At 59.8% G+C, this 25,236-nt stretch carries 28 protein-coding genes and 1 riboswitch; of the genes, 12 read left to right on the top strand and 16 right to left on the bottom strand.

Annotated elements, in window-relative coordinates:
- Positions 1 to 52: 52 nt before the first annotated feature.
- Entirely contained in the window at positions 53 to 223 is a 171-nt protein-coding gene (locus G0034_RS07935; RefSeq protein WP_023332656.1) for a con-10 family general stress protein, read from the bottom strand.
- 391 nt (positions 224 to 614) lie between these two features.
- Here G0034_RS07935 and wrbA point away from each other — a divergent pair, with 391 nt between their 5' ends.
- Positions 615 to 1,211, top strand: a complete 597-nt coding sequence (gene wrbA, locus G0034_RS07930) for an NAD(P)H:quinone oxidoreductase (protein ID WP_014883301.1) — start codon at positions 615 to 617, stop codon at positions 1,209 to 1,211.
- Positions 1,212 to 1,229: 18 nt separating this feature from the next.
- Positions 1,230 to 1,457, top strand: a complete 228-nt coding sequence (locus G0034_RS07925; protein WP_014883300.1) for a YccJ family protein — start codon at positions 1,230 to 1,232, stop codon at positions 1,455 to 1,457.
- Positions 1,458 to 1,491: 34 nt separating this feature from the next.
- Here G0034_RS07925 and agp read toward each other — a convergent pair whose 3' ends face one another.
- Positions 1,492 to 2,733 (bottom strand): bifunctional glucose-1-phosphatase/inositol phosphatase, encoded by a 1,242-nt coding sequence (agp, locus tag G0034_RS07920; RefSeq protein ID WP_023337066.1) that lies wholly within the window; start codon positions 2,731 to 2,733, stop codon positions 1,492 to 1,494.
- Between the two features lie 103 nt (positions 2,734 to 2,836).
- On the bottom strand, positions 2,837 to 3,337 hold the full coding sequence (locus tag G0034_RS07915; protein ID WP_014883299.1) for a DedA family protein: 501 nt from the start codon (positions 3,335 to 3,337) through the stop codon (positions 2,837 to 2,839).
- Between the two features lie 158 nt (positions 3,338 to 3,495).
- Positions 3,496 to 3,665, top strand: a riboswitch (M-box (ykoK) riboswitch).
- A gap of 60 nt (positions 3,666 to 3,725) precedes the next feature.
- Here G0034_RS07915 and G0034_RS07910 point away from each other — a divergent pair.
- Positions 3,726 to 4,727 (top strand): magnesium transporter, encoded by a 1,002-nt coding sequence (locus G0034_RS07910; RefSeq protein ID WP_179120697.1) that lies wholly within the window; start codon positions 3,726 to 3,728, stop codon positions 4,725 to 4,727.
- Here the strand turns inward: G0034_RS07910 and hpxK are convergent.
- The 7 genes from hpxK to hpxU form a co-directional block, all read right to left on the bottom strand.
- Complete coding sequence (hpxK, locus tag G0034_RS07905; protein WP_045134623.1) at positions 4,693 to 5,955, bottom strand: allantoate amidohydrolase; 1,263 nt, start codon at positions 5,953 to 5,955, stop codon at positions 4,693 to 4,695. The genes G0034_RS07910 and hpxK overlap by 35 nt on opposite strands.
- Positions 5,952 to 7,193 carry a pyridoxal-phosphate-dependent aminotransferase family protein gene (locus G0034_RS07900; protein ID WP_179120696.1) on the bottom strand — a complete coding sequence of 414 codons (1,242 nt, stop codon included), beginning with the start codon at positions 7,191 to 7,193 and terminating at the stop codon, positions 5,952 to 5,954. The genes hpxK and G0034_RS07900 overlap by 4 nt, the downstream gene beginning before the upstream one ends.
- 13 nt (positions 7,194 to 7,206) lie before the next feature.
- Complete coding sequence (locus G0034_RS07895) at positions 7,207 to 7,944, bottom strand: amino acid ABC transporter ATP-binding protein (RefSeq protein WP_023292833.1); 738 nt, start codon at positions 7,942 to 7,944, stop codon at positions 7,207 to 7,209.
- Complete coding sequence (locus tag G0034_RS07890; protein ID WP_049008460.1) at positions 7,925 to 8,581, bottom strand: amino acid ABC transporter permease; 657 nt, start codon at positions 8,579 to 8,581, stop codon at positions 7,925 to 7,927. Before G0034_RS07890 ends, G0034_RS07895 begins: the two co-directional genes overlap by 20 nt.
- On the bottom strand, positions 8,581 to 9,246 hold the full coding sequence (locus tag G0034_RS07885) for an amino acid ABC transporter permease (protein WP_063861273.1): 666 nt from the start codon (positions 9,244 to 9,246) through the stop codon (positions 8,581 to 8,583). The genes G0034_RS07890 and G0034_RS07885 overlap by 1 nt, the downstream gene beginning before the upstream one ends.
- Positions 9,247 to 9,250: 4 nt before the next feature.
- On the bottom strand, positions 9,251 to 10,033 hold the full coding sequence (locus G0034_RS07880) for a transporter substrate-binding domain-containing protein (protein ID WP_014883294.1): 783 nt from the start codon (positions 10,031 to 10,033) through the stop codon (positions 9,251 to 9,253).
- A gap of 192 nt (positions 10,034 to 10,225) precedes the next feature.
- Entirely contained in the window at positions 10,226 to 11,065 is an 840-nt protein-coding gene (gene hpxU / locus G0034_RS07875; RefSeq protein ID WP_014883293.1) for a MurR/RpiR family transcriptional regulator HpxU, read from the bottom strand.
- Between the two features lie 144 nt (positions 11,066 to 11,209).
- Between hpxU and hpxW the strand changes: the two genes are divergently transcribed.
- From hpxW to hpxZ, 4 genes are read left to right on the top strand one after another with little or no spacing between them, the layout of a single operon-like run.
- Positions 11,210 to 12,793, top strand: a complete 1,584-nt coding sequence (hpxW, locus tag G0034_RS07870; protein ID WP_063861055.1) for an oxamate amidohydrolase — start codon at positions 11,210 to 11,212, stop codon at positions 12,791 to 12,793.
- A 10-nt stretch (positions 12,794 to 12,803) separates the two neighbouring features.
- Positions 12,804 to 12,992 carry an oxalurate catabolism protein HpxX gene (gene hpxX, locus G0034_RS07865; protein WP_023332649.1) on the top strand — a complete coding sequence of 63 codons (189 nt, stop codon included), beginning with the start codon at positions 12,804 to 12,806 and terminating at the stop codon, positions 12,990 to 12,992.
- Entirely contained in the window at positions 12,989 to 14,386 is a 1,398-nt protein-coding gene (locus G0034_RS07860; protein WP_063861056.1) for an AtzE family amidohydrolase, read from the top strand. The genes hpxX and G0034_RS07860 overlap by 4 nt, the downstream gene beginning before the upstream one ends.
- Positions 14,383 to 14,769 carry an oxalurate catabolism protein HpxZ gene (gene hpxZ / locus G0034_RS07855; protein WP_032637027.1) on the top strand — a complete coding sequence of 129 codons (387 nt, stop codon included), beginning with the start codon at positions 14,383 to 14,385 and terminating at the stop codon, positions 14,767 to 14,769. Before G0034_RS07860 ends, hpxZ begins: the two co-directional genes overlap by 4 nt.
- 69 nt (positions 14,770 to 14,838) lie before the next feature.
- Here hpxZ and puuE read toward each other — a convergent pair whose 3' ends face one another.
- Genes puuE through G0034_RS07840 form a run of 3 tightly spaced genes read right to left on the bottom strand, consistent with a single transcriptional unit; the run spans position 14,839 to position 17,246 of the window.
- Complete coding sequence (gene puuE, locus G0034_RS07850) at positions 14,839 to 15,771, bottom strand: allantoinase PuuE (RefSeq protein ID WP_179120695.1); 933 nt, start codon at positions 15,769 to 15,771, stop codon at positions 14,839 to 14,841.
- Between the two features lie 15 nt (positions 15,772 to 15,786).
- Complete coding sequence (gene hpxA / locus G0034_RS07845; RefSeq protein ID WP_179120694.1) at positions 15,787 to 16,530, bottom strand: allantoin racemase; 744 nt, start codon at positions 16,528 to 16,530, stop codon at positions 15,787 to 15,789.
- The gene (locus G0034_RS07840) at positions 16,530 to 17,246 is read right to left on the bottom strand and encodes a GntR family transcriptional regulator (protein WP_014883286.1); all 717 of its coding nucleotides are present in this window, start codon (positions 17,244 to 17,246) and stop codon (positions 16,530 to 16,532) included. The genes hpxA and G0034_RS07840 overlap by 1 nt, the downstream gene beginning before the upstream one ends.
- A 144-nt stretch (positions 17,247 to 17,390) precedes the next feature.
- Here G0034_RS07840 and G0034_RS07835 point away from each other — a divergent pair, with 144 nt between their 5' ends.
- Both G0034_RS07835 and guaD read left to right on the top strand, forming a co-directional pair.
- The gene (locus G0034_RS07835; protein WP_023332644.1) at positions 17,391 to 18,887 is read left to right on the top strand and encodes an NCS1 family nucleobase:cation symporter-1; all 1,497 of its coding nucleotides are present in this window, start codon (positions 17,391 to 17,393) and stop codon (positions 18,885 to 18,887) included.
- A gap of 107 nt (positions 18,888 to 18,994) precedes the next feature.
- Positions 18,995 to 20,311 carry a guanine deaminase gene (gene guaD, locus G0034_RS07830; RefSeq protein WP_045269370.1) on the top strand — a complete coding sequence of 439 codons (1,317 nt, stop codon included), beginning with the start codon at positions 18,995 to 18,997 and terminating at the stop codon, positions 20,309 to 20,311.
- Here guaD and uraH read toward each other — a convergent pair.
- Both uraH and uraD read right to left on the bottom strand, forming a co-directional pair.
- Entirely contained in the window at positions 20,291 to 20,614 is a 324-nt protein-coding gene (gene uraH / locus G0034_RS07825; protein ID WP_179120693.1) for a hydroxyisourate hydrolase, read from the bottom strand. The two genes, guaD and uraH, sit on opposite strands and share 21 nt — an antisense overlap.
- Complete coding sequence (uraD, locus tag G0034_RS07820; RefSeq protein ID WP_179120692.1) at positions 20,611 to 21,111, bottom strand: 2-oxo-4-hydroxy-4-carboxy-5-ureidoimidazoline decarboxylase; 501 nt, start codon at positions 21,109 to 21,111, stop codon at positions 20,611 to 20,613. Before uraD ends, uraH begins: the two co-directional genes overlap by 4 nt.
- A gap of 240 nt (positions 21,112 to 21,351) precedes the next feature.
- Between uraD and hpxO the strand changes: the two genes are divergently transcribed.
- Genes hpxO through G0034_RS07805 form a run of 3 tightly spaced genes read left to right on the top strand, consistent with a single transcriptional unit; the run spans position 21,352 to position 24,503 of the window.
- Positions 21,352 to 22,506, top strand: coding sequence for an FAD-dependent urate hydroxylase HpxO (gene hpxO / locus G0034_RS07815; RefSeq protein ID WP_023337051.1), 1,155 nt, complete (start codon positions 21,352 to 21,354; stop codon positions 22,504 to 22,506).
- Positions 22,507 to 22,521: 15 nt separating this feature from the next.
- A complete protein-coding gene (gene hpxD / locus G0034_RS07810; protein WP_014883280.1) occupies positions 22,522 to 23,556 on the top strand; it encodes a molybdenum cofactor-independent xanthine hydroxylase subunit HpxD in 1,035 nt (344 codons plus the stop codon).
- Positions 23,557 to 23,567: 11 nt separating this feature from the next.
- Positions 23,568 to 24,503: a PDR/VanB family oxidoreductase gene (locus G0034_RS07805; RefSeq protein ID WP_023332639.1), complete on the top strand. Its 936-nt coding sequence runs from the start codon at positions 23,568 to 23,570 to the stop codon at positions 24,501 to 24,503.
- Between the two features lie 132 nt (positions 24,504 to 24,635).
- Here G0034_RS07805 and G0034_RS07800 read toward each other — a convergent pair whose 3' ends face one another.
- Complete coding sequence (locus tag G0034_RS07800; RefSeq protein ID WP_045134638.1) at positions 24,636 to 25,235, bottom strand: DJ-1/PfpI family protein; 600 nt, start codon at positions 25,233 to 25,235, stop codon at positions 24,636 to 24,638.
- Position 25,236 lies beyond the last annotated feature (1 nt).

Here is a 25,236-nt window from a genome sequence, read left to right as displayed (position 1 = left end):
AGAAATAAAAAAACCGCCGGGAACGCCCGGCGGCAGGGTTCAGCCTGGCGCGTTACTTATTGCTGCCGTGGCTGTTTTTACCCCCTTTCTTGCCAGCCTCTGATGCGCGCTGAGGGTCATTTTTGAAGTTGCCCCCGCTATGCTGGCCACCTTTACGACCTGCTTCTGATGCTCTTTCACGGTCTTCAGCGAAATTACCTGAACCACCACGATGGTTTGCCATCTCTAACCTCCAGAGTGTGAAACATTAGACATCATATTGCATTCAGTAAAAGAGGATTCTTTCACCTCGCGGCATGAGGACAGTGCCTTTATCTGTGCCGCGTGAAACTAAGCTTAGTGGACTAAGGCTGTCCGGCAAGCCGCTGGTAATATCCTGCAACAGGATCTCAGTCTTTCGGGTGAGATAACGCGACGGAGATTCATAACTCTTTCTTATCATTTCAAAAAACGGAGGCGAGAAAGTTGTTTCATTTTGCTACAGCACGCTTCCCCAATCATATTGTTATAAATCAAAGAAATGGTGTTCATTTTTGCAGTCTGGCCGTGATGGCATATCTTTAAATGAACGCAGCGATCCGCTGTCAGAAAACACAAACGAGGAGTGATGCAAAATGGCAAAAGTTCTGGTGCTCTATTATTCCATGTATGGACACATTGAAACCATGGCTCACGCAGTCGCAGAAGGTGCAAACAGGGTGGACGGCGTTGAGGTTGTGGTGAAGCGCGTACCGGAAACCATGCAGGCGGAAGCCTTCGCCAAAGCCGGGGGAAAAACACAGAATGCCCCGGTCGCCACGCCTCAGGAGCTGGCAGATTACGATGCGATTATTTTCGGGACGCCAACCCGTTTCGGCAATATGTCCGGCCAGATGCGCACCTTCCTCGATCAGACGGGCGGGCTATGGGCCTCAGGCGCTTTATACGGCAAACTCGCCAGCGTCTTCAGCTCTACCGGCACCGGTGGCGGTCAGGAGCAGACGATTACCTCAACCTGGACTACCCTTGCTCATCATGGGATGGTGATTGTGCCGATTGGCTACGGCGCGCAGGAACTCTTTGATGTTTCTCAGGTACGTGGCGGTACTCCCTACGGTGCAACCACCATTGCCGGCGGCGATGGTTCCCGACAGCCGAGCGACGAAGAGCTCGCCATCGCCCGTTATCAGGGTGAGCATGTCGCGGGCCTCGCCAAAAAACTGAACGGCTAACTCAACAGGAGGACAAGCATGCCAACTCAGGAATCAAAAGCCCACCGCGTGGGTGAATGGGCAAGTTTACGCAATACCTCTCCGGAGATTGCCGAAGCCATTTTTGAAGTCGCGAAATATGACGAGAAACTGGCAGAGCAGATTTGGGAAGAAGGTAGCGACGAAGTGCTGGTTCGCGCCTTCGAAAAGACGGACAAAGACTCGCTCTTCTGGGGCGAACAGACCATCGAACGTAAAAACGTCTAAGCGTTTCCCCCCCGCCTTTGCGGGGGGGTATCCTCTATTTTGCCGCGCTGTTCATCACCGCATTAAACTTATCAACCGGGCAGAAGCCGTTAGCATCCACCGGGCAGCCTTTCAGCTCCAGCGTCACACGCTGCGCGGGGGATTCCAGCGACAGCACGCTGGCGTTTCGCAGCTGCTCTGAGCTCTGGTAGACATACTCAATTTTCATCAGTTCCTGGTTAGCGTTTTTGTCATGCCAGCGCTGGAAGACTATTTTGCCGCCAATTGGCGTGCGCTCGTGCTGATCGTGGAGTTGATACGGTTTGAAATCCAGCGCGGTCAGCAGCGAAGCAATGTTTGAATCATGCCCCACCAGCAGGGTGATTTTAGGCGCTTTCGCCTGATCGGTGACCAGCGCTTTATCAATATATTTCACCAGGGGTTTGGCGACGTTTTGCGCCACCTCGGTGGAGGTAAACAGCGAGTCCTGATAGCCGTTTTTCAGCTTCGACAGCACACGCCACTGCTGGTCAGTCTTGATCTCACCCCAGGCCACCTGGTCAGCCGGGAAACCTTCGTAATATTGCAGCGTGAACGCATCCACCAGCGAGTTACCCACTTTCAGCGGACCGGACACGCCTGGCTCTTTTTCATAGTCGGCACTGAACGTATCTTTCGCGTCCGCCAGCGAGCAGACTTTTTTCTCTTTGCAGGACGGCGAATCGGCGTAGTTCGTCATCTGCTCCAGCAGCTTATAGCTTTCTGAAAGCTGCATTTTCTGCCGCTCGGTCTCCATCGCCTTCAGCGCTTTTTCGCGGAACTCAGGCGAGTTATCGGTAATGACCGGATTAAAGGTGGGATCCATCGTGCCCATTTTTTCCTGATGATGCACAGGCACATCGCACCCCGGGAACGCGCCGGTAATGAAGAATTGCGCGGTCGCAACGGTACGCTGCAGGCTATTGGCATATGCATAAACGGTGTCCGCTGGCGGGCACTCTCCAGTCTTTATCATCCCCTGCTGCGCCAGCCACTCGCGCATGTAATGACCCATATAGACCTCCAGCACGCCGCCTTTGGTGGTGAGCTGACCACCCGGTACCTCCCACTCTGGCCACTGTTTCGGCGTGGACTGCTCCAGCACGCTGCCGTTGTTGGCGAGCGGTGCGCGCAGGTTATGGCGACTCATGATTAAAACTTGCTCCAGCTGATACCCTTCCGGCGTCTCTTGTGCCTGCACGCCAAACGTTGCTGAAATGGAACCGGCGACTGCCAGCGCGAGTAGTGCTTTTCTCATCCCTAATTCCTCACTCGTTTTAAAATGTCGCATTCAGTGTGACAGATTCGTGACAATTTTCCGGGAAGCATTTCTCAATCTGATGAATACCTTACTCGCCGATTCAGACGCTGATGCCAGCGACGATGCCAACATACAGCGCCGCCCACGCGCAGGCAGAAAGCAGGCTGACGGCATAGACCTTCACGGCGCTTAGCCTGAGCATCCCCGCTGCCAGCGGCACGATATAACGCAATACCGCCAGAAAGCGCGACGTAAACAGCGCAATTTCACCGTTCTTTTGCAGCTGATGCTGCACTCTCAAAAACCTGTCGGCATGCTTAGACGTGAAACGCGTGACCAGCCGGGTGTGTCCCATCAGCTGGCCAACATGGTAATTTAGCACCGACCCCACCGTTGCCCCCATTACCACGGCAAGCCATGCGAGCCCAGGATGCATGCTCCCCTGGCTGACGCCGATGCCCGCCAGCAGCATCACCGAGGCGGGTGGCAGCACGGAGGAGATCAGTACCGTCGATTTACCCAGCGCCATCACGAATAACAACGCAAACAGATGTGCCGGATAGAGCGCAAAATGAGTAAGCAGATGATCAAACCACGCCATTTACCCCATCCTCGTGATGATTTAATCTTTTATTTAAAATGAATAACCTTAAATAAACCCTCAACATCGTATTAATAAAATTCTTCTAAACCGTTCTTAAACATTATTTAAAATCCTGAGCGGTAAAATTAAATATGCGTATTATCCCTCACGTTTTACAACGATCTCGTTATGGCGAGGCTCCTGTACAAATACACGTTATCGCTCTGGTGGGTTCGAGAGAACCAACACAGGGTAAAACAGGCACTGTCGAATCAAGGCTTTGTCAGTATAACTTCCCTTGCGGGATACGGTGTACAGTGCTGAACCCAGGACGTGGGGATCTCCTCTTCGACATGCCCTGTCTTGCTCGCCCCTGAGAGATATTTTTATTCAAAGGGAATTCACTATGTCTTACGCTATTCACAATCAAAACCCGGCATTCAATGACAGCGCCATCGCGCAATATATGAATACCGATTTTATCGTCCTTGATATTGCATTATGCGTGGCGCTGGCGCGCGAGCAATTCTTCGCAAAATTAAAAGCCGACGATATTCCATCGCATATTTTTATTGAAGACAATGGCCGCCTGGCGGGCATGATTGCGGTGCGTAAATTGCTGCAAACCGCCGATACGCTACAGCCGGTGAAATCGCTGATGATCTCGCAGTTTTTACAGGTCAAACCGGAGGATGAACGTGCCGATGTTGCCGGCCAGCTGGCGCACGGCGGCGCGGACGTTGTGCCGGTGGTCACCCACGGCAAGCTCGTCGGCTGCCTGACCGAGCGCGAAATCGCCCATCTGCTGGAAGATGACGTCACCGAAGACGCTCAGCTTCAGGGGGCGACGCTGCCGCTGGAGAAGCCCTATCTGGAAACCAGCGCCTTCAGCCTGTGGAAGAAACGCTCCGTCTGGCTCCTGCTGCTGTTTGTCGCAGAAGCCTATACCAGTTCGGTGATCCAGCACTTCGAAGAGGCGCTGGAGTCCGCCATTGCGCTGGCGTTCTTTATTCCGCTGCTGATCGGCACTGGCGGCAACAGCGGAACGCAGATCACCTCCACGCTGGTGCGCGCCATGGCGCTGGGAGAGGTGCATCTTCGCGACGTCGGGCGCGTGCTGCGAAAAGAGATGACCACTTCGCTGATGATTGCCGTGACGCTCGGGATTGCCGGGTGTATCCGCGCGTGGATAATGGGGATTGGGCTGGAAATCACGCTTATCGTCAGCCTGACGCTGGTGTGCATAACGCTGTGGAGCGCGATTGTGTCGTCCGTGATTCCGATGGTGCTCAAACGCTGCGGCATTGACCCGGCGGTCGTCTCCGCGCCGTTTATCGCGACGCTTATCGACGGTACCGGGCTGATTATCTACTTCAAGATCGCGCAATATACGCTGGGGCTGGAGTAACACGGTCCGCCAGCTGGATCACCGCTCGCGAAAACGCCTCAATCGCCAGCGCGACATCCTCAGCCATCACCGACTCTGCCGGGTGGTGGCTGACGCCCCCCTTGCAGCGCACAAACAGCATCCCTACCGGCCAGCGTTCCGCGATGGCAATCGCATCATGGCCCGCGCCGCTGGGCAGCGACAGTGAACGCCCCTGCACCGATTCGACGGCCTCCCCTAACACGTTTTGCAGGTGGATATCGCACGGCGTGGCGGCGATGCGGTAAAACTCCTCGGCGCTGAACTGCAGTCCGCGTCGCGACGCGATTGCCTGCGCATTTTCCAGCAATTCGGCCAGCAACCGATCCAGCGGCGCATCCTGCGGACCGCGGATATCCAGCGAGAGATGCACCTCACCGGGGATCACGTTTACCGCACCGGGCAGGCAGCGCAGCTCCCCGACCGTCGCCACCCGATTACCGCCCTGCTGCCGGGTGGTATTTTCGATGAGAACCATCCATTCGGCAGCGGCGGCCAGCGCGTCCTTACGATGGTTCATCGGCACGGTTCCCGCGTGCCCGGCTTCGCCGGTGAAACGGCAATTCAGGCGACGCGCGCCGTTGATGGCTTCCACCACGCCGAGCGCGAGACCGTCCTGCTCAAGGCACGGCCCCTGTTCAATGTGCAGCTCCAGGTAGGCGCTGAAATCCTCGGGACGGCGTGCGGCATGCGACACGCGGCCGGGATCGAGCCCCACCTGCACCATTGCCTGCGCCACGCTGATGCCGCTGGCGTCGGTTTTTTCCAGCCAGTCCTGCGGCCAGGTGCCCGTCAGCCCCCGGCTGCCTAACAGCGTAATGCCGAAACGGGTGCCCTCTTCATCGCAAAAACCGACAATCTCAATGGCCTGCGCCAGGTGCAGGCCCTGCTGGTGCAGGCTGTCCACCACTTCAATCGCGGTGAGCACCCCGAGCATACCGTCGTAGCGCCCCGCATTGCGCACGGTATCCAGATGCGAACCGAGCAGCACCGCCTGCGCCCCTTCCTGAGCACCTTCATAGCGTCCACAGATATTGCCCACGCTGTCCTGCCAGACGGTCATCCCCGCCTGGCTCATCCACTGTCCAACCAGCTGGTTGGCCTGCAGATGCTGCGCCGAGAGGTAGACCCGGGTCAGCGCATCCGGCGTTTCGCTGATGGCGGCCAGCGCATCGGCGCGCGCCATCACCCGTTCTGCCGCCGGGCTCATTGCGGCGTCTCGCGGCGATAGTGGTCCCACGCGGCCTGCATGGCGGCCCCCTGCGTGGTGGTGAATTTCAGGTAGTTCAGCACCGACTCCAGCGCGCTCAGGGTGGTCATCACGCAATCCTTACGTGCGTTATAACCCATGGTGCCAATGCGCCACACTTTACCGTGCAGCGGGCCAAACGAGGTGCCGATTTCAATCCCGAAATCCTCCAGCATCAGCTTACGCACCTCGTCGCCGTTGACGCCCTGTGGAATCACCACGCCCAGCACGTTATTCATCTTGTGCTTCAGGTCGCCAAAGGTCTCCAGCCCCATCGCCTGAATGCCCTTCAGGAGCGCATCGCCGTGCAGCTTGTGGCGGGCAATGCCGTTATCAAGCCCTTCCTGCAGGATCAGCCGCGCGCATTCGCGGGCGCCAAACAGCGCGGTGGTGGCTTCGGTATGGTGATTCAGCCGTTCCGGCCCCCAGTAGTCCATCACCATGCCAAGATCGAAGTAGTTGGAGTAGATCATCTCCTCGTCGCCGTCGCGGTGGGCGTCGGTGCGAATGCCCGCCTCAACGCACTTGCGGCGGCGGATCGCCTCCTCCATCCGCATACTCAGGGTGACTGGCGAAGTACCCGATGGCCCACCGAGACACTTCTGCATCCCGGCCGAAACGGCATCCAGCCCCCAGGCGTCGGTCTCCAGCGCGTTGCCGCCGAGGGACGCGGTGGCGTCGGTGTAAAACAGCACGTCGTAGCGGCGGCAGATAGCGCCAAGCTCCGCGAGTGGCTGCAGCATGGTGGTGGAGGTGTCGCCCTGTACGGTGAGCAGCAGGCGAGGACGAATACGCTTAATCGCATCCTCCACCTGGTCCGGGGTGAACACCTCGCCCCACGGCACCTCGATGGTATGCACCTCCGCCCGACAGCGGCGGGCAATTTCGCACAGCAGGTGACCAAAGCGGCCAAAGACCGGAACCAGCACTTTATCCCCCGGGCGAATGGCGGAAACCAGTATCGCTTCAATCCCCGCCCGGGAGGTACCGTCGACCAGCATCGTCCAGCGATTTTCAGTGCGGAATACGCCGCGATAGAGCGCCATCACCTCGTTCATGTAGTGGGTCATGGCCGGATCGTACTGGCCAATCAGCTGGCTCGACATAGCGCGCAGCACGCGCGGGTCGGCGTTGATCGGCCCTGGCCCCATCAGTAGACGTTGCGGCGGGTTAATTTGCGGAAAATGTGCAATATCCATGAGTCAGTCCTTATCAGTTGAGGCCGCGCACGGAGGAGATGAACTGCTTCAGTTCCGTGGTCTGCGGGTTGGCGAACAGCGTTTTGCTGTCGCCCTGCTCCCAGACTTTCCCCTGGTGCATAAACACCACGCGGTCGCCCACTTCGCGGGCAAAATTCATTTCGTGCGTCACGAGAATCAGGGTCATCCCCTCGGCGGCCAGCTGCTCCAGTACCTTGAGCACTTCGCCCACCAGCTCCGGGTCAAGCGCGGAGGTGATCTCGTCACAGAGTAAAACTTTAGGCGACATCGCCAGCGCGCGGGCAATCGCCACGCGCTGCTGCTGGCCGCCGGAGAGGCTCGACGGGTAGTAATCCAGACGATCGCCTAAACCCACTTTCTCCAGCATGCGCTGCGCCAGCTCCCGGCATTCGGCAGCACTTTTCTTCAGCACCCGACGCGGGGCGAGCATGACGTTTTCCAGCGCCGTCATGTGCGGGAACAGGTTGAAGCTCTGGAACACCATCCCCACCGAGCGGCTGATTTCACGCGCCTGGGAATCCCGGTCGGTAATCGTCATGCCGCCCAGCTTAATGCTGCCGTCCTGATAGCCCTCCAGGCCGTTGATACAGCGAAGCAGCGTGCTTTTTCCCGATCCGCTGCGCCCGATAATGGAGATCACCTGGCCCATGTCGATATCCAGATCGACACCCTTGAGCACGTGGTTATTACCGTAGTACTTCTGCACCTGATTAATGGTGATGAGAGGCATTGAATTTCGTCTCCAGATAGCGGCTGTAGCGCGACAGCGGATAACACAGAATGAAGTAGCCCAGCGCCACCAGCGCAAAGACTTTGAACGGCTGATAGGTCACGTTGGTCAGCATGGTCCCGGCCTTGGTCAGCTCGATAAAGCCGATAATCGACGCCAGTGCGGTACCTTTGATCACCTGCACGGCAAAGCCGACCGTCGGGGCGATGCCGATGCGCAATGCCTGCGGGGCGACCACGCGAAACAGGGTCTGGCCGAAGGTCAGTCCCAGACAGCGCGAGGCTTCCCACTGCCCTTTCGGCAGCGCACGGATGCTACCGAACCAAATATCGAGCAGAAACGCGCTGGTGTAGAAGGTTAACGCCAACGAGGCGGCGGTCCACGGCGAAACGTCGATGCCGAACAGCGCCACGCCAAAGAAGGCCAGGAACAGCTGCATCAGCAGGGGCGTCCCCTGAAACAGCTCGATATAGCCGCGGATGATGCGCTTCACCGTGCGACCGCCGGTCAGGCGCAGCAGCAGGAGCGGTAGCGTCACCACCGCCCCGCCGACAAACGCCACCAGCGACAGCAGCACCGTCCAGCGTCCGGCCAGCAGCAGGTTGCGAATAATGTCCCAGTCGGTAAAGGTGGTCATCATGCCTGCACCCCCAGCCATTTCCGTCCAGCCGCCATCATCAGCTGGCGCAGGGTAATCGACAGCGCTAAGTAAATACCGGTTGTCACCAGATAGACCTCAAAGCTCAAAAACGTTCTGGACTGGATCAGGTTGGCGGCAAAGGTCAGCTCTTCATACGAGACCTGCGACACCACCGATGAGCCGAGCATCACGATGATGCACTGGCTCACCAGTGCCGGATAAATACGTTGCAGCGCGGGCGGCAGCACCACGCGAATAAACGTCTGCAGACGGGTCAGCCCTAGCACGCGCCCGGCCTCCCACTGTCCTTTCGGCGTGACCTGAATGCCCGCGCGGATAATTTCGGTGCTGTACGCGCCCAGGTTCACCACCATTGCCAGCAGCGCCGCCTCCCCCGCCGTCATCTTCAGGCCCAGATTCGGCAGGCCGAAGACGATGAAAAATAGCTGCACCACAAACGGCGTGTTGCGGATGATCTCCACGTAGCTGCCCCAGATCCGGCTGTACCAGGTGGTGCGTCCGCTGCGGATCGCCGCCCCGAAAATCCCTATCGCCAGCCCGCCGACGGTCGCCATCACCGTCAGCTGGATGGTGACCCACAATCCCGCCAGCAGCGCCGGCCAGTGCGGCCACAGTTCAGAGAAATGAAGTTGCTCAGTCATCGGCTCAGGCGCCAAGGTTTGCCGGCAGCGGGGCCTTCAGCCATTGCTCTGACAGACCGTTCAGCGTGCCGTCCTTAATGCCCTGCTCAATCAGCGCATCCACTTTTGCCTTCAGGGCCGGTTCGTTTTTCTTCAGGCCGATAAAGCACGGTGAATCTTTCAGCATAAAGCTCGGCACCGGGGCCTTATCGGCATTCTGGCGGGAAATCGCCGCCACCACGAGGTTGCCGGTCGCCACGTACTGCACCTGTCCGGACAGGTATGCAGAGAGCGTGGTGTTATTGTCTTCGTAACGTTTCACGTTGGCATCTTTCGGCGCCAGGCTGGTGAGTACCATGTCCTCCACCGCCCCGCGCGTCACGCCGATAGTTTTTCCGCTCAGCCCGGCGGCATCTTTCAGCTCGGCCCCTTTCGGGCCAAACACGCCAAGGAAGAACGGCGCGTAGGCGCGGCTAAAATCAATCACCTTCTCGCGCTCCGGGTTTTTCCCGAGGCTGGAGATGACCAGATCCACCTTATCGGTTTGCAGATACGGCACACGGTTGGCGCTGGTCACCGGCACGAGCTGCAGCTTGAGCTTCATCTGTTTCGCCAGATAGCGTGCCATGTCAATGTCGTAGCCCTGCGGCTGCAGGTCGGTCCCCACCGAGCCAAACGGCGGGAAGTCCTGCGGCACGGCAATGCGGAGGGTGCCGCGCTTCTCGATATCCTGAAGCTGGTCAGCCTTTGCAGGCAGTTGTGTGAAGAGGCATGCGGCCCCGGCCAGTGCAATCAACAGTTTTTTCATGGTGCTTCCCCGTAACGTTAACATGAAACAAAAGATTCTTTGAATGTGATTTTGCAACTAATGTGCCAGGTGAGGCGAAACGGGGGATATTCTTATAAAGCCTGATAAAACGCGGACGGAGCGAAAAATTGAGGATGTTCACGCCCCGCCACGTTGCACCATTTCAATGCAAAGCACCAGTCTGACGCCCCATTATCGTTGTTCGAGTTCGTCCAGCTGCTGATAAAGGGAAGCAATCTCGTGAATGCGCGGACGTCCTTTATCGAGACTGTCATGCAGGAAGGCATTCGCCAGCAGGTTGATCAGGCTGTTGACCGAGGAATAGCTGTCATAGGCCGAAACGCTGTCCAGCGGGGCGCAGAGCTGCCAGCTCGCCAGCGGAAACAGGCTGTGCGCCTGCGGCTCGCACATCAGCAGCACCGGAATACCGCTACTCTGAAGCTGCTGCATCAGCGGGCGGATAATGCGCGGACGGCGGCGAAAGGCCATCATCACCACCAGATCGTCAGGGGTTAAATCCACCAGTTCTTCGCTCAGGCTCTGGCCTGGCTGAGGGAGCACCAGCACCTGACCGCGCGCCTGCAGCAGCTGCTGGCGCAGGTGGAGCGCCGCGGGATAGGCGTTACGCATGCCAATAATGACAATGCGCCGCGCCTTCACCATGCAGGCCATGGCGTCGGCAAACTGCTGAGCATCGAGAGCATTGACCCACTGGGTCAGGTTCGCCATCTCCTGCTTATAATGGCGCGCCAGTAGCGTGTTGCCCTGCACCGCGTCGCGGTTATCGGTAAGCGGCATCCCGCTCTGACGCAGGGTGCGCAGCTCGTCACGCATCTCTTTATACTTCTCATAGCCCAGACGCTTGAACAGACGGCTCACCGTGGCTTTCGATACCCCGCTCAGCTGCGCCAGCTCGGCACTGTTATAGCTAATAAGGTCGTCAAAATGATCGAAAATAAAATCCGCCACCCGCTGCTCCTGCGGCGACAGTGACGGGTATTGCGCTTTCAGTCGTTCATCAAGCTGTTCCATAACGCCTCTGTAACGTTTGTTTCATCTCATACTCACTATTCATTAAGCATGCCAGCTTCTGCGGCAACTGGCATGAAACTTTTTATTCAGAACTGGAACAGCTTTTGCAGCACCTTGTGACTTTCAGGGTTATGAGGAAGCTTCATGCAAAGTAATGTCTCCACACACGGGATGGCTGTTGCCCCCCACCACCTTGCCAGCCAGAGTGCGCTGGCCGTCCTGCGCGAAGGCGGCAGCGCGATAGAAGCCATGGTCGCGGCGGCGGCCACCATTGCCGTAGTTTACCCGCACATGAACGGGCTGGGTGGCGATGGCTTCTGGCTTATCGTGCCGCCGGAAGGGGATCCGATCGCCATTGATGCCAGCGGTGCGGCGGGATCGCGCGCGACGCTCGCGGCCTACGACGGGCTCCCGCATATCCCTCATCGCGGCCCTCAGGCGGCGCTGACCGTTGCCGGCACGGTGAGCGGTTGGGACGAGGCGCTGAAGGTCTCGCGCGAGATGACGGGCAAGGCGCTGCCGCTGTCCCGCCTGCTGGCCGACGCCATTGAGTACGCGCAAAACGGTACCCCGGTCACGGCGTCACAGGCGCATGCCACCGCCAGTAAATTTGACGAGCTAAAGGACGTTCCCGGCTTTGCCGAAACCTGGCTGGTGGACGGCAAGCCACCGCCGGTCGGGAGCCGTTTTTACCAGCCCGCCATGGCCACGACCCTTTCGCGCCTGGTGGAAGACGGTCTGGACAGTTTTTATCGCGGCCCGCTGGCGGAGGTGCTGGCGCAGGGTATGGAGACGCTGGGCCTGCCGGTCACGCTGGCCGATCTACACGCCCACGTCGCCCGGCGTACCTCGCCTCTGAAGTTGCAGCATCAGCAGGGAGAAATTTATAACCACGCCCCGCCGACGCAGGGGCTGGTGTCGCTGGCGATACTCGGCATCACAGACCGCCTGAATATGGCGGAGGCTGACGATGCGGGGACGATTCACCGTATTGTTGAAGCCACCAAGCTGGCCTTTGGCCTGCGCGATGCGCACATTACCGATCCGCGCGAGCTGAAAACGGATATTCAGGCACTGCTGGCACCCACCGCCCTTCAGGCGCTTGCCGACAGGGTTGACGACAGCCGTGCCGCACCGTGGGGCACCGGCAAAGGTCCCGGCGATACGGTGTGGATGGGCGTGATGGATAACAGCGGGCTTGCCGTGTCGTTTATCCAGAGTATTTATCACGAATTTGGCAGCGGCGTGGTACTGCCCGATACCGGCATCGTCTGGCAGAACCGGGGCGCATCGTTCAGTCTCGACCCCAGTCATCTTCTGGCCCTCGCGCCTGGCAAACAGCCTTTCCACACCCTGAACCCGGCGGCGGCGCGCCTCAAGGACGGGCGCGTGATGGTCTATGGCTCGATGGGCGGCGATGGACAGCCGCAAACGCAGGCCACGCTGTTTACCCGCTATGTGGTCCAGGGCGCGCCCCTGCAGGAGAGCATCGCTCGCCCGCGCTGGCTGCTGGGGCGTACCTGGGGACAAACGTCGGACACGTTAAAACTGGAAGGACGCTTTTCGGGTGAGACCGTGTCACAGCTCAGGGCGCGTGGACACGACGTGGAGATCTTCCCGGACTTCAGTGAAGCCATGGGCCACGCGGGGGCGATTGTGCGCCACCCCAACGGGCTGTTTGAAGGGGCGTTTGATCCGCGCAGCAACGGCGCGGCCGCCGGATTTTGAGGAGAGAATAATGACGACACAACAACCCGACTGGCATGCCTATCTCGCGCAAATGGAGACCGTTCTTGGCGTGACGCTGGATGATGCCCGCCGCGCCGAGCTACAGGTACAGTTCAGCCGCATTGCCAGCATGGCCGCTCCATTGATGGCGCTGCCGCTCGATGACCGTCTGGAGATCGCAGGAGTGTATAAAGCATGACGCTACACGAGATGAGTATCAGCGCAATCCAGCAGGCGCTGAGTGCGGGCGAGCTGAGCGCCCATGAGATTGCCCGTCAGACGCTGGAGGCGATTGCGCGCGTGAACCCGCAGATCAACGCCTGGACCACTGTGACGAAAGCGCGCATGCTCGCCGAGGCCGCTAATATCGACACCCTGCGCCGCGAAAAGCGCCCCCTGCCACCGCTGGCGGGCGTGCCCTATGCGGTGAAAAACCTGTTTGACGTTGCCGGGCATACTACCCTCGCCGGGGCCGAGCTGTTCAGCCAGCGCCCTCCCGCGGCCACTGACAGTTTTGCCGTACGTCAGCTGCGTAGCGCGGGCGGGTTACTGACCGGGATGGTGAATATGGATGCCTACGCCTACGGCTTTACCACCGAAAACAGCCACTACGGCGCGACGCATAACCCGCACGACCTGACGCGCATCGCGGGCGGTTCGTCCGGCGGTTCAGCCGCCGCCGTGGCCGCCGGGCTGGTGCATTTTTCGCTCGGCACCGACACCAACGGCTCCATTCGCGTTCCGGCATCCCTGTGCGGGGTTTATGGCCTGAAACCCACCTTTGGCCGCCTGTCGCGATCCGGTAGCCATCCGTTTGTCGCGAGTCTGGATCATATCGGGCCCTTTGCCCGCCGCGTGTGCGATCTGGCGTCGGTGTACGACGCGCTGCAGGGGCGCGATACCCGCGACGGTTTTCAGGCAGAACGCTCGCGCGAGGAGACGCGTCCCCTGCTCGAACGCGGTCTGGACGGCCTGCGCTGTGCGGTGCTTGGCGGCTACTTCACCACCTGGTGCGACACGGAGGCCCGGGACGCCGTGGCGCGGGTGGCGAAGGCCCTCGACGTGCAGGAGGAGCTGCAGTTCCCCGACGCCGGGCTGGCGCGCTCCGCGGCGTTTATCACCAGCGCCTCGGAAGGGGGTAACCAGTACCTGCCCGCGCTTCGCCGCGAGCCTGAGCGTTTTGAACCCCATTCCCGCGAACGGCTTCTGGCAGGCGCGATGATCCCTTCCGCCTGGTATATTCAGGCCCAGCGGTTTCGCGCTCAGGCGCGTCAGGCGTTCAACGCCTTGTTTGAACAAGCCGATGTCCTGATCGCCCCCGCAACGCCGCGTAGCGCCACGCGGATCGGTGAGCAAACCATGGAGATTAACGGTCAGCCGCTGCCCATTCGCGCCAGCATGGGCATGCTCACTCAACCGATTTCGTTCCTGGGTTTGCCGGTGACCACCGTTCCGCTACGCACCGCCCGGGGTATGCCGATTGGCCTGCAGCTGATTGCCGCGCCGTTTAACGAGCAGGCCTGCCTGCGCGTCGCGCGCGTGCTGGAAGAGAGTGGCATCACCGATGCCCGCCCGGCGGAGGTGGCGGCATGATCAATCACGATGACATTAACCTGCCGTGGGTGGTAGCCGAAGTGACGGCGGCGTTTTACCGCTATGAAGATGCGCTGGTGAGCAACAACATTACTGTGCTGGATGAACTGTTCTGGCACGACAAAAATACGGTGCGTCTGGGGGCAGGTGAAAACCTGTACGGCATTGATGAAATCCGCGCCTTTCGTGCGGCGCGCCCGTCAGCCGGGCTGGCGCGAATGTTGCGTCACACCGTCATCACCACCTTCGGGGAGAATTATGCCGTGTGCAGCACCGAGTTTACCCGTGAAGGCAGCGAACGCATCGGCCGCCAGCAGCAAACATGGGTGCGGTTTGCCTGTGGGTGGCGGATCGTGGCGGCGCAGGTGAGTTTGATGTCATAACGCAACCGGGCAGTCGACGTCCTGTAGGCCGGGTAAGGCGCAGCCGCCACCCGGCAAAACATCGCACAATTATTTCAGAAACGGATGCACTTCCCGCCAGTGCTCCGCAATCTGCTGGCGGGTACAGACCCACACCTGCTCATGCTGCTGCACGTAATCCAGGAACCGCTGCAGCGCGCGAAAACGCCCCGGCCGCCCCAGCAGGCGGCAGTGCATGCCGATAGACATCATTTTCGGCGCGCGTTCCCCCTCCTCGTACAGCACGTCAAAACTGTCCTTCAGATACGTATAAAACTGCTCGGCGGTGTTAAACCCCTGCGCGGTGGCAAAGCGCATATCGTTAGCATCCAGCGTATAGGGCACAATCAGGTGCGGTTTACGGGTCCCGTCTCTACAGGCCACTTCCGTCCAGAAGGGTAAGTCATCGCCATAGTAGTCGCTGTCGTAGTCGAAGCCGCCATGCTCCACGACCAGCTGGCGCGTGTTGGGGCTATCGCGCCCGGTGTACCAGCCTGTGGGCGGTTTGCCAAACAGATCGGTCAGCACGTGTACCGCTTTATGCAGATGCTCGCGCTCCTGGGCGATGCCCATATGCTGATAGTGGATCCAGCGCCAGCCGTGGCTGACCACGTCATAATCTGCCGTTTTAATCGCTTCGACGATTTCCGGATGACGCGCCAGCGCCATCGCTACGCCAAAGACCGTCAGCGGCAGACCGCGTTTTTGAAATTCAGTGTGGATGCGCCAGAACCCGGCGCGGCTGCCGTATTCGTAGAGTGAGTCCATCGACATGTGCCTGTCCGGGTAGCTTGCGGCACCGATGATGTCCGACAGGAACTGCTCGGATCCGGCATCGCCATGCAGAACGTGGTTTTCCGCTCCTTCCTCGTAATTGAGTACAAACTGCACGGCGATGCGCGCCTGATTCGGCCACCGCGCGTGCGGTGGGTTGCCTGCGTAACCGCGCAGATCGCGCGGGTAATCCTGTTCAAAAGTCCCCATTGCCACCCCCAAAAATTAAAATGGATTCAGTGCCTGAAATTGTCCGCTTAACGCTTTATTTTCCGGGAAGGCCAGATCCCCGTGCTTGCTGGTCGACAGCCCCAGCGCCACCAGCGACTCCACCATCTTCACCGCCGCGCTGACGCCGTCGATAACCGGCACGCGCAGTTCGCGCGTCAGCTCCTGCGCCAGCGTCGCCATGCCGCCGCAGCCCAGCACGATGGCCCCGCAGCCATCCTCTTTCAGCGCCTGTATACAGCGCGCGCGCACCTTTTCCTGCGCCAGACCGCTACCGTCTTCCAGCGCCAGCACCGGGAGATCGATGGCATGCAGCGCCGCGCAGTGGTCCTGAAAGCCATACTGATGCAGCAGATGGCGGGCGATAATCAACGTACGCGGCAGCGTGGTGACCACCGAAAAGCGCGTCGCCACCAGCGTCGCCATATGCATGGCGGCTTCAGCAATCCCTACCACCGGCCCCTGGGCCAGCTCGCGCGCCGCCAGCAGACCCGGGTCGCCAAAGCAGGCAATAACATGACCATCCACGCCCTGCTGTCTGCCGAGTTTGACCTGTTCGAGAACGCCCACGGCAGCAATGGCCTCGTCAAAGTGGCCTTCGATGGACGGCACGCCTGCGGTCGGGCAGACCGCGAGGATTTCCGTTCCCGGTGCAGCCACCGCACGGGATGCCGCACCGATGGTTTCCGTCATGGCGAGGCTGGTGTTGGGGTTGATCACTTGTATACAGACAGACGACATTACGACTCCTTGTGGCCGGCAAACAGCCGGGCAAAATCAGGCAGACACTCGCCCGCCCGCTCGAAGCAGAGGCTGGCGACGATATGTTCAAAATGGTGCATTAAGGCCTCGCTGAGCGGCTGGAGCGCCTTCTGGCGCAGCAGATCCACCAGCTGTTCGTGATCGTTGCAGCGACAGCCCTGCCGCCACGGCGCGCCCCAGGTGGCAATCACCAGCGATGAACGCTGGCTCAGGCCGGTCACCATCTCCGTCAGCACCTGGTTGCCGGAGATGGCCTGTAGCTGAATGTGAAAATTGGCGGAGTGGCGGATCGCCGCCGGGCCGTCATAGGCCTCGTGCGCCTGCTGCTCCTGACGAATAATGGCCTCCAGTGCTGCCAGATGCGGCGGCTGGCAGTGGGCCAGCACGTCCGGCAGATTAGCGACCTCCAGCAGCGCGCGGGTGCGGAAGATGTGCCGCGCCTCTTCTACCGTCGGGCTGGCGACGTGTGCACCACGTTTGGGCGTTAAGGTGACCATTTGCACAGCGGCGAGTCGTTGCAGCACCTTTCGGATGCCGGTACGGCTCACGCCAAACACCTCGGCCAGCGCCTCTTCCGGCAATTTGCTCCCCGGCAGCAACTGATGTTCGACAATTGCGGTCATCAGCGCCTGAAAGATGGATTCGTCTTTGTCATGCAGGTCTGGCGCGGTCTGCAGGCCATTTACGTTGTTCATTCACCACTCCGTGCTTTACCTTTCGTTATCGAATCGTATACATAAAAATAAAATATTGCATACAAGATTTATTATTTTGGCCTGGATCCTGCAACACCGTTTGCACTCCCACTCAACGGGTTTTCATTCACAGGAGCAGGTTTCATGCCAAACAGTCAAAACGCGCAGCAGGGTACGGCCGCTGATTCCGGTGCGGTTTACAGCCCACGTCTTTGCAATGAGGATCTGGCACCCACGCGTGACCAGAACTGGAGCTGGTACAACATCTTTTCATTCTGGATGTCGGACGTTCACAGCATGGGGGGATATGTGGTCGCCGCGAGCTTCTTTACGCTCGGGCTGGCAAGCTGGCAGGTGTTACTCTGCCTGCTGGTGGGGATTTGTATTGTGCAACTGTGCGCCAACCTGGTCGCAAAACCGAGCCAGATGGCGGGCGTGCCCTATGCCGTGATCAGCCGTCAGGCGTTCGGCGTCTTTGGGGCGAACATTCCGGCGGTGATCCGCGGGCTTATCGCCTTTGCGTGGTATGGCATCCAGACCTACCTGGCCGCCAACGCCCTGATGCTGGTGGCACTGAAGTTCTGGCCGTCGCTCTCTTCACTCACCACCGGCGCGTTCCTCGGCCTGTCACATCTGGGCTGGATCTGCTTCGCCATCATGTGGGTATTGCAGGCGATGGTTTTCTGGCACGGGATGAGCGCCATCAAGCGCTTCATTGATATCGCCGGTCCGGCGGTCTACGTAGTGATGCTGGCCCTTGCGGGCTGGATTGTATACAAGACCGGTTTTGACGGGATCTCCTTTACCCTCGCCAGCAAATCCCTGACCGCGGGCGAGCAAACCTGGCAGATGATCACCGCGACCGCGCTGGTGGTCTCCTACTTCTCCGGCCCGCTGCTCAACTTTGGTGACTTCTCCCGCTACGGGAAAAGCATGGGGGAGATCCGCCGCGGTAACCGCTGGGGTCTGCCGTTTAACTTCCTGCTGTTCTCCATCGTCACCGTGGTGATTGTCTCCGGTACCCAGTCGCTGTTTGGCCGCATGATCACCGACCCGATTGAAACCGTCAGCCGCGTGGGTAACGATCTGGCCGTGGCGATTGGCCTGCTGACGATGATCACCGCCACCATCGGGATTAACATTGTGGCGAACTTTGTCTCGCCAGCCTTTGATTTCTCTAACTGCTCGCCGCAGAAGATCAGCTTCCGCACCGGGGGAATGATTGCTGCCGTCGGCTCGATCCTGCTCACCCCGTGGAACCTGTTCAACTCACCGGAGTTAATCCACTACACCCTGGACGTGCTCGGGGCGTTTATCGGCCCGCTGTTCGGCATACTGATTGCCGATTTCTACCTGATTAAACGCGGCAAGGTGTCGGTTGACGACCTGTTCGATGACACGCCAAAGGGCAAATACTGGTATCGCAACGGCTTTAACCCGAAAGCCATCGGCGCGCTGATCCCGTCCGTTGCCGTGGGCCTGGTGATTAGCTTTATCCCGGCCCTGCATGAGGTGGCGAACTTCAGCTGGTTTATCGGCGTCTTCCTCGGCGGCGTGACCTACCGCTGGCTGGCGCGGGAAGATCGCGAGACGGCAGGCGCGACGACGTTCAGCTCCCGCGTGGCAACGCAAAAAGAGTAACCCTTCCCTCCTCCTCTGGCCGCAGCGTAACTGCGGCCCGTTCATTCTGGCACTGTTCTTGCTGCGCTTTCTCACCCCGCTACGCAAACACGAAGGCAGGAACCATGATGGAATACCAGACTGCGATACGCGGTACATTTTTTGACATTGCCCAGGTCTGCGACAGCGCAGACACCATTGCCGAACACGCGCGCTACCTTGAGGACGGGCTGCTGTTTATTCAGAATGGCCACATTCTGGCGCACATGGCGTGGCAGGAGGGCGAGCAGTATCTTGACCCGCACAAAGGCTACACTGACCTGCGCGGCAAGCTGCTGCTGCCCGGTTTTATCGATACCCATGTGCATTATCCGCAAACGGAGATGATCGGCGCCTTTGGCGAGCAGCTGCTGGAGTGGCTGACCACCTATACCTTCCCGGTGGAGAGCCAGTTTGCCGATGAAGCCTACGCGAAAGAGATCGCCGAATTTTTCATTAACCAGCTGGTGAGCAATGGCACCACCACCGCGCTGGTGTTCTGCACGCTGCATCCGGAATCGGTCGAGGCGCTGTTTACTGAGGCGCTGCGCCTCAACATGCGCCTTATCGCCGGGAAGGTGATGATGGACAGACACGCGCCTGACTACCTGAGCGAGGACGCGAAACAGAGCTACCGGCAGACGCGTGAGCTGATCCAGCGCTGGCATCACCGGGGGCGGCTGGGCTATGCCATTACGCCACGCTTTGCCCCGACGTCATCCCCCGAGTTGCTCGCCGCGGTCAGCCTGCTGAGAGAGGAGTTTCCGGATACCTGGCTGCAAACCCATCTGAGCGAAAACCCAAACGAAGTGGCCTGGGTGAACGACCTCTGGCCGGAGCATGAACGCTATCTGGACGTGTATCACCACTACGGCCTGACCGGCGAGCGCAGCGTGTTTGCCCACGCCATCCACCTGCACCACAGCGAGTGGCAATGCCTGCATGACACCGGTTCGGCGGTGGCGTTTTGCCCCACCTCGAACCTGTTTCTCGGTAGCGGGCTGTTTCGCCTGCCCGCCTGCTGGCAGCACAGAGTGAGGATGGGCATCGGCACTGACGTGGGTGCGGGCACCACCTTCAGCATGCTGCGTACCCTGGGGGAAGCGTACAAGGTGGGTCAGCTCCAGAGCTACCGTCTCCGCGCCAGCGAGGCGTTTTACCACGCCACGCTGGGCGGCGCGCACGCCCTCCGGCTTGACGAGAAGATTGGCAACTTCACGCCCGGCAAAGAGGCGGATTTCGTCGTCATCGACCCGGACGTAACGCCGCTGCAGCGCCTGCGCAATCGCCGCTGCCAGGACATTTACGAGCAGCTCTTTGTGCTGATGACCCTGGGCGATGAGCGCAACATCAGCGAAACCTGGGTCAACGGCGTGCAGGTGTGGTCAGCTGCCCCGGTAGGTTGACCAGCCACCGGGCGCAATCACAAACGGCAGATGGAAATGCTCGTCTGCCGATTCTCCCGTCACAAACTCAATCTGCGCGCAGGGATAGATCGTCTCGCGGCCTGTGTCGCTAAACCACTTACCGATTTCGGCCACCAGCCGGTAGCGGCCTTTTGCCAGGTTCGGGACGAATTCTGTGATGCGCCCACTGGCGTTCGTGACGCCAGTCGCCATGTTCTCCCCGTCCCGCTCAAGATGAACCGTCACGCCCTCGGCGGGTTTCCCCGTTGAAATATCGAGAATATGGGTGCTGAGTGTGCTCATTCGCTAATGACTCCTTCCAGCCGCAGCAGCGTAATTTCCCGCAGCTCTTCCAGCGCGGTCAATACTTCCTGCGTATCGTTGTTTTCCAGCCGCGCGTTCAGCGCCTGTAAGATCTCTTCTCCGCTGCGGCCCTTCGCGCGGATAAGAAAGACCCGTCCGAAACGGGCTTCATAGCGGGCGTTACCCTCCCGTAACGCCTGCGTCAGGGCAGCATCGCGGTCATTCACCGCGCCCTGTTCCTGCCGCGACAGTGCTGCCTCCGCCTGGGAACCCGCTGGCTTTTCCCCGATACGCGGATGGGCGCTCAGGGCTTGCGTTAACGCCGTCTCATCCCAGCGTTGCGCCAGCGCCAGTGCCGTACTGAACACGTCTTCCCGGCGGGAATAGGGCCGCCCGCGCACCAGGGCTTCAGCCCAGCCGGGGATCGCCACGCAGGGGTGGAGCCGCGCGAGAGCCTCTTTCTCAGGAAGCCGATTAAAGTCGTGCAGTGCGATCATAGTATCTCCTTGATTATCCTCTTTCAGGTCATTGCACAAACCACGCCACTCCTTTGCCTGAGCGTGAAACAGTTGATTCCGTATAGCTCAACTGGAAATTTTTGATTCAAAAAAAGGCAAGCTCACCACGTCTGCGCACCTTAGCAGTGCAAACCTGCCCTTCACAACGCCGTTTTCACCCCGTTGCAGCCTGGTACGCAAATTGCTGAATGGCTTTACACCCTGCAAAAGGAGAGAAGCATGAAAGCAATCGTTATTGGTGCGGGAATTGGCGGCCTGAGCGCCGCTGTTGCGCTGAAGAAAGCGGGCATCGACTGTACCGTGTTTGAAGCCGTCAAAGCGATCAAGCCCGTCGGGGCGGCCATCTCCATCTGGCCTAACGGCGTGAAATGCATGCAGCACCTCGGCATGGGCGACATCATCGAGACGTACGGCGGGCCGATGCGTTTTATGGCCTACAAAGATTACCGGCGCGGCGATACCCTGACCCGCTTTAGCCTCGCGCCGCTGGTCGAGCGCACCGGCGGGCGTCCCTGCCCCGTCTCGCGCGCGGAACTTCAGCGCGAAATGCTGGACTTCTGGGGGCGCGATAACGTGCAGTTTGGCAAGCGCGTCGAACGTGTCCGGGAAGATGACGCGGGCGTGAGCGTCACCTTCACCGATGGCACCGCGGCAACCGGGGATTTTCTGATTGCCGCCGACGGCAGCCACTCGGCGGTTCGTCCGTATGTGCTGGGTTATACGCCGGAGCGCCGCTACGCCGGTTACGTGAACTGGAACGGGCTGGTGAAGATTGATGAAGAGATTGCCCCGGCGCACCAGTGGACCACCTTCGTTGGTGAGGGCAAACGCGTATCGCTGATGCCCGTCTCCGGCGGACGCTTCTACTTCTTCTTTGACGTGCCGCTCCCTGCGGGTCTGGCAGAAGATCGCACCACCCTGCGTGCCGATCTCACGGGCTACTTCCGCGGCTGGGCGCCGCCGGTGCAAAAGCTTATCGCCGCGCTCGATCCTGACACCACTAACCGGATTGAAATCCACGACATCGAACCGTTCGATACCCTGGTGCGCGGCAACGTCGCGCTGCTTGGCGATGCCGGGCACAGCACCACGCCGGATATCGGCCAGGGCGGCTGTGCGGCGATGGAAGATGCCGTGGTGCTGGGCGAATGCCTGCGAGAGAACCACAACATTACGCTGGCGCTGCGACAGTACGAAGCGCTGCGCTGCGACCGGGTGCGTGACCTGGTGCTGAAGGCGCGCAAACGCTGCGACGTCACCCACGGCAAAGACATGACGTTGACGCAGGCCTGGTATCAGGAGCTGAAAGAGGAGACCGGGGAGCGCATCATCAACGGTCTGTGCGAGACCATTCAGGGCGGCCCGTTAGGCTGAACAAGAGGGACAACGATGAAAAGAGAACCGACTCCACCCGCCCACTGCACCTTTGAGCCAGAGGACTGGCTGCGCCTGGCGAAATGCTGGCATCCGGTTGCACGCGCCTGCGACATCGGCCCGGCACCGGTTAAAGCAACCCTGCTGGATGAACAGCTGGTCATTTACCGGATTAACGACCAGGTCGTGGTCGCCCGGGATGTCTGTCCGCACCGTGGCGTGCCGCTGACGCTGGGCTTTCACGATGAGCACGGCATTATTTGTCCGTACCACGGCTTACGCTTCGGAGAGGACGGGCGCTGCAACCGTATCCCGTCCAGCCCCGACCAGCCCGTTCCGGCGAAGCTGAACCTGATTAACTACGCCGTGGAGGAGCGCTTTGGCCTGATCTGGACCTGTCTGGCCTTTGACCCGGACAATCCGGTACCGCTGCCCGCCATGCCGCACTGGGATGACGACGGATTCCAGCAGATTAACTGCCCGGCGTTCGAGGTGAATGGCTTCGCCGGTCGCCAGGTGGAAGGATTTCTGGACGTGGCGCACTTTGCCTGGATCCACACCGATACCTTTGCCGATCCCAATAATCAGCTGGTTCCCACCTATCAGCCGCAGGAGACGCCGTTCGGTTTCGTGGCCGATTACTGGAGTTCCGTGAGCAACTATCCCGCCAGTTCAGACGTCCAGGCTCCGGAGGGCTTCCAGTGGCTGCGTCATTTTGAAATGCATCTGCCGTTTACCGCCACGCTGACGATCCATTTCCCGGGGGAATCCCGACTGGTGATTATGAACGCCGCGTCGCCGGTATCATCGCGGGTGACCCGGATGTTCGCCCCTATCGCGCGCAACTTCGATCTGCATATTCCGGTGGAAGATGTGCATGCCTTCAATCTGCGCATTTTTGAAGAAGACCGTCTGATGGTCGAAACCCAGCGCCCGGAAAGCCTGCCGCTGGATCTGACGCTCGAAGCCCATATCCCGGCGGATAAAAGCTCGATTGCCTACCGTCGGGGACTGAAAAAGATGGGATTCGGCGAATTTTTCCTGGTATGACGGAGGCCAATATGTTGAGCGTTATCGTTGATGGGCTGTGGCGTGAGGGGGATAAAAGCCTCGCCGTCAGGCTGGTGGCGGAAAACGGCGCCGCGCTACCGGCGTGGCAGCCCGGCGCGCATATTGATGTGCACCTGCCCTGCGGCCTGGTGCGCCAGTATTCCCTGACCGGAGCCTGTGAGGACGAAGGGTATCTTATCTGCGTGGGGCGCGAAACCGCCTCGCGCGGCGGGTCGCGCTACGTTCACGAGACGCTGCGGCCTGGACAGAAACTCACGATCTCCGCCCCACGCAATCTGTTCCCGCTCGTTCAGGCAGAGCGGGTTTTACTCCTGGCTGCGGGCATTGGCATTACGCCGCTGTTTGCGATGGCCCTGCAGCTGAAGGCGGCCGGAACGCCGTTTACGCTGCATTATTACGTTAAAAATCGCGAAAGCGCGGCGTTTGTTCGGGAACTCTCAAAGTACGGTGAGTGCATCATTCATACCCTCAGCCCCCGCTCAGCGCTGGCAGAACATCTCCCTATACCGGAAGCGGGACTGCATGCCTGGGTGTGCGGACCTGCGGGTTTTATGGAGAAAGTCCGCAATGTGGCAACGACGAAGGGATGGGATAACGCCCACATTCACAGCGAGGCGTTTCAGCCTGCTGCGCCTGCCGCTGGTCATGAAACCGGCGAGATCTTTACCGTTAAACTGGCCTCCACCGGGGAGCGCTGGCCGGTGCCTGCGGATAAAACCATTGCCCAGGTCTTACAGGCAAACGGCGTAGACGTACCGCTGTCCTGTGAAATGGGGATCTGCGGCGCCTGCCTGACGCCGGTGATTGACGGCGTGGTGGATCACCGGGACAGCGTGCAGTCGGAGGCGGAAAAAGGCGCAACAAACCAGCAGGTGGCGCTGTGCTGCTCGCGGAGCCATTCGGGGGAGCTGGTGATTGGGCTGTAAAACGACATCAACATTTTAGCGGGCCTTCTTGCCGGGTGGCGCTGTGCTTACCCGGCCTACAATCCGTAACAATATCAATATATTGCACTATTCATTGTAGGCCCGTGCAAGCGTAGCGCCGCCGGGCGAAACTCACGCATCGCTTTTTGCCAGCCCGTAAACGGGATCGCTATCCTGCCACGCGTACTCAATATGGCTGGCCTGCTCGCGCGCCAGGGCATCATCGCCCTGTAATCGCGCCGCCAGGGTAAAGGCGAAATCAAATACGTTACCCAGGCCGCGACCGCTCAGCAGATTGCCGTCTTCCACCACCTCGGCATCGACGTACCTGCCCTCGCTGACTGTTTTCCACAGATCGCCGGAACAGACGTAGCGGCGCCCCTTCAGCAGCCCGTTACCGCCCAGCACACGGGCGGCGGCGGAACAAATCGGGCAGATATATTTGCCCATTTCATCGTGGCGGCGGACGAAGGCGATGACCTCCGCGCTTTTCGCCAGGTTAACGCTGCCCTCCGGGCCGCCCGGTAACACCACGGCGTCAAAGGTGCAATCGAAACTGGCCTTCAGGGTGCTGTCCGCCACCATTGAGATGGCGTGATAGCTCACCACTTCGCGGCTCTCGCCGCAGGCAATCGTCTGCACCGTAATATTCAGGCGACGCAGGATATCAATGGTGACGATCGCTTCCCCCTCCTCAAAACCGGGGGCCAATAGCACGGCTACGCTTTTCATT

The organism is Enterobacter sp. T2 (genome assembly GCF_010692925.1).
GTDB classification, from domain to species: Bacteria; Pseudomonadota; Gammaproteobacteria; order Enterobacterales; family Enterobacteriaceae; genus Enterobacter; species Enterobacter kobei.
The sequence above is the reverse complement of the archived record's forward strand: the minus strand, read 5'-3'. Positions and strand labels throughout refer to the sequence as shown.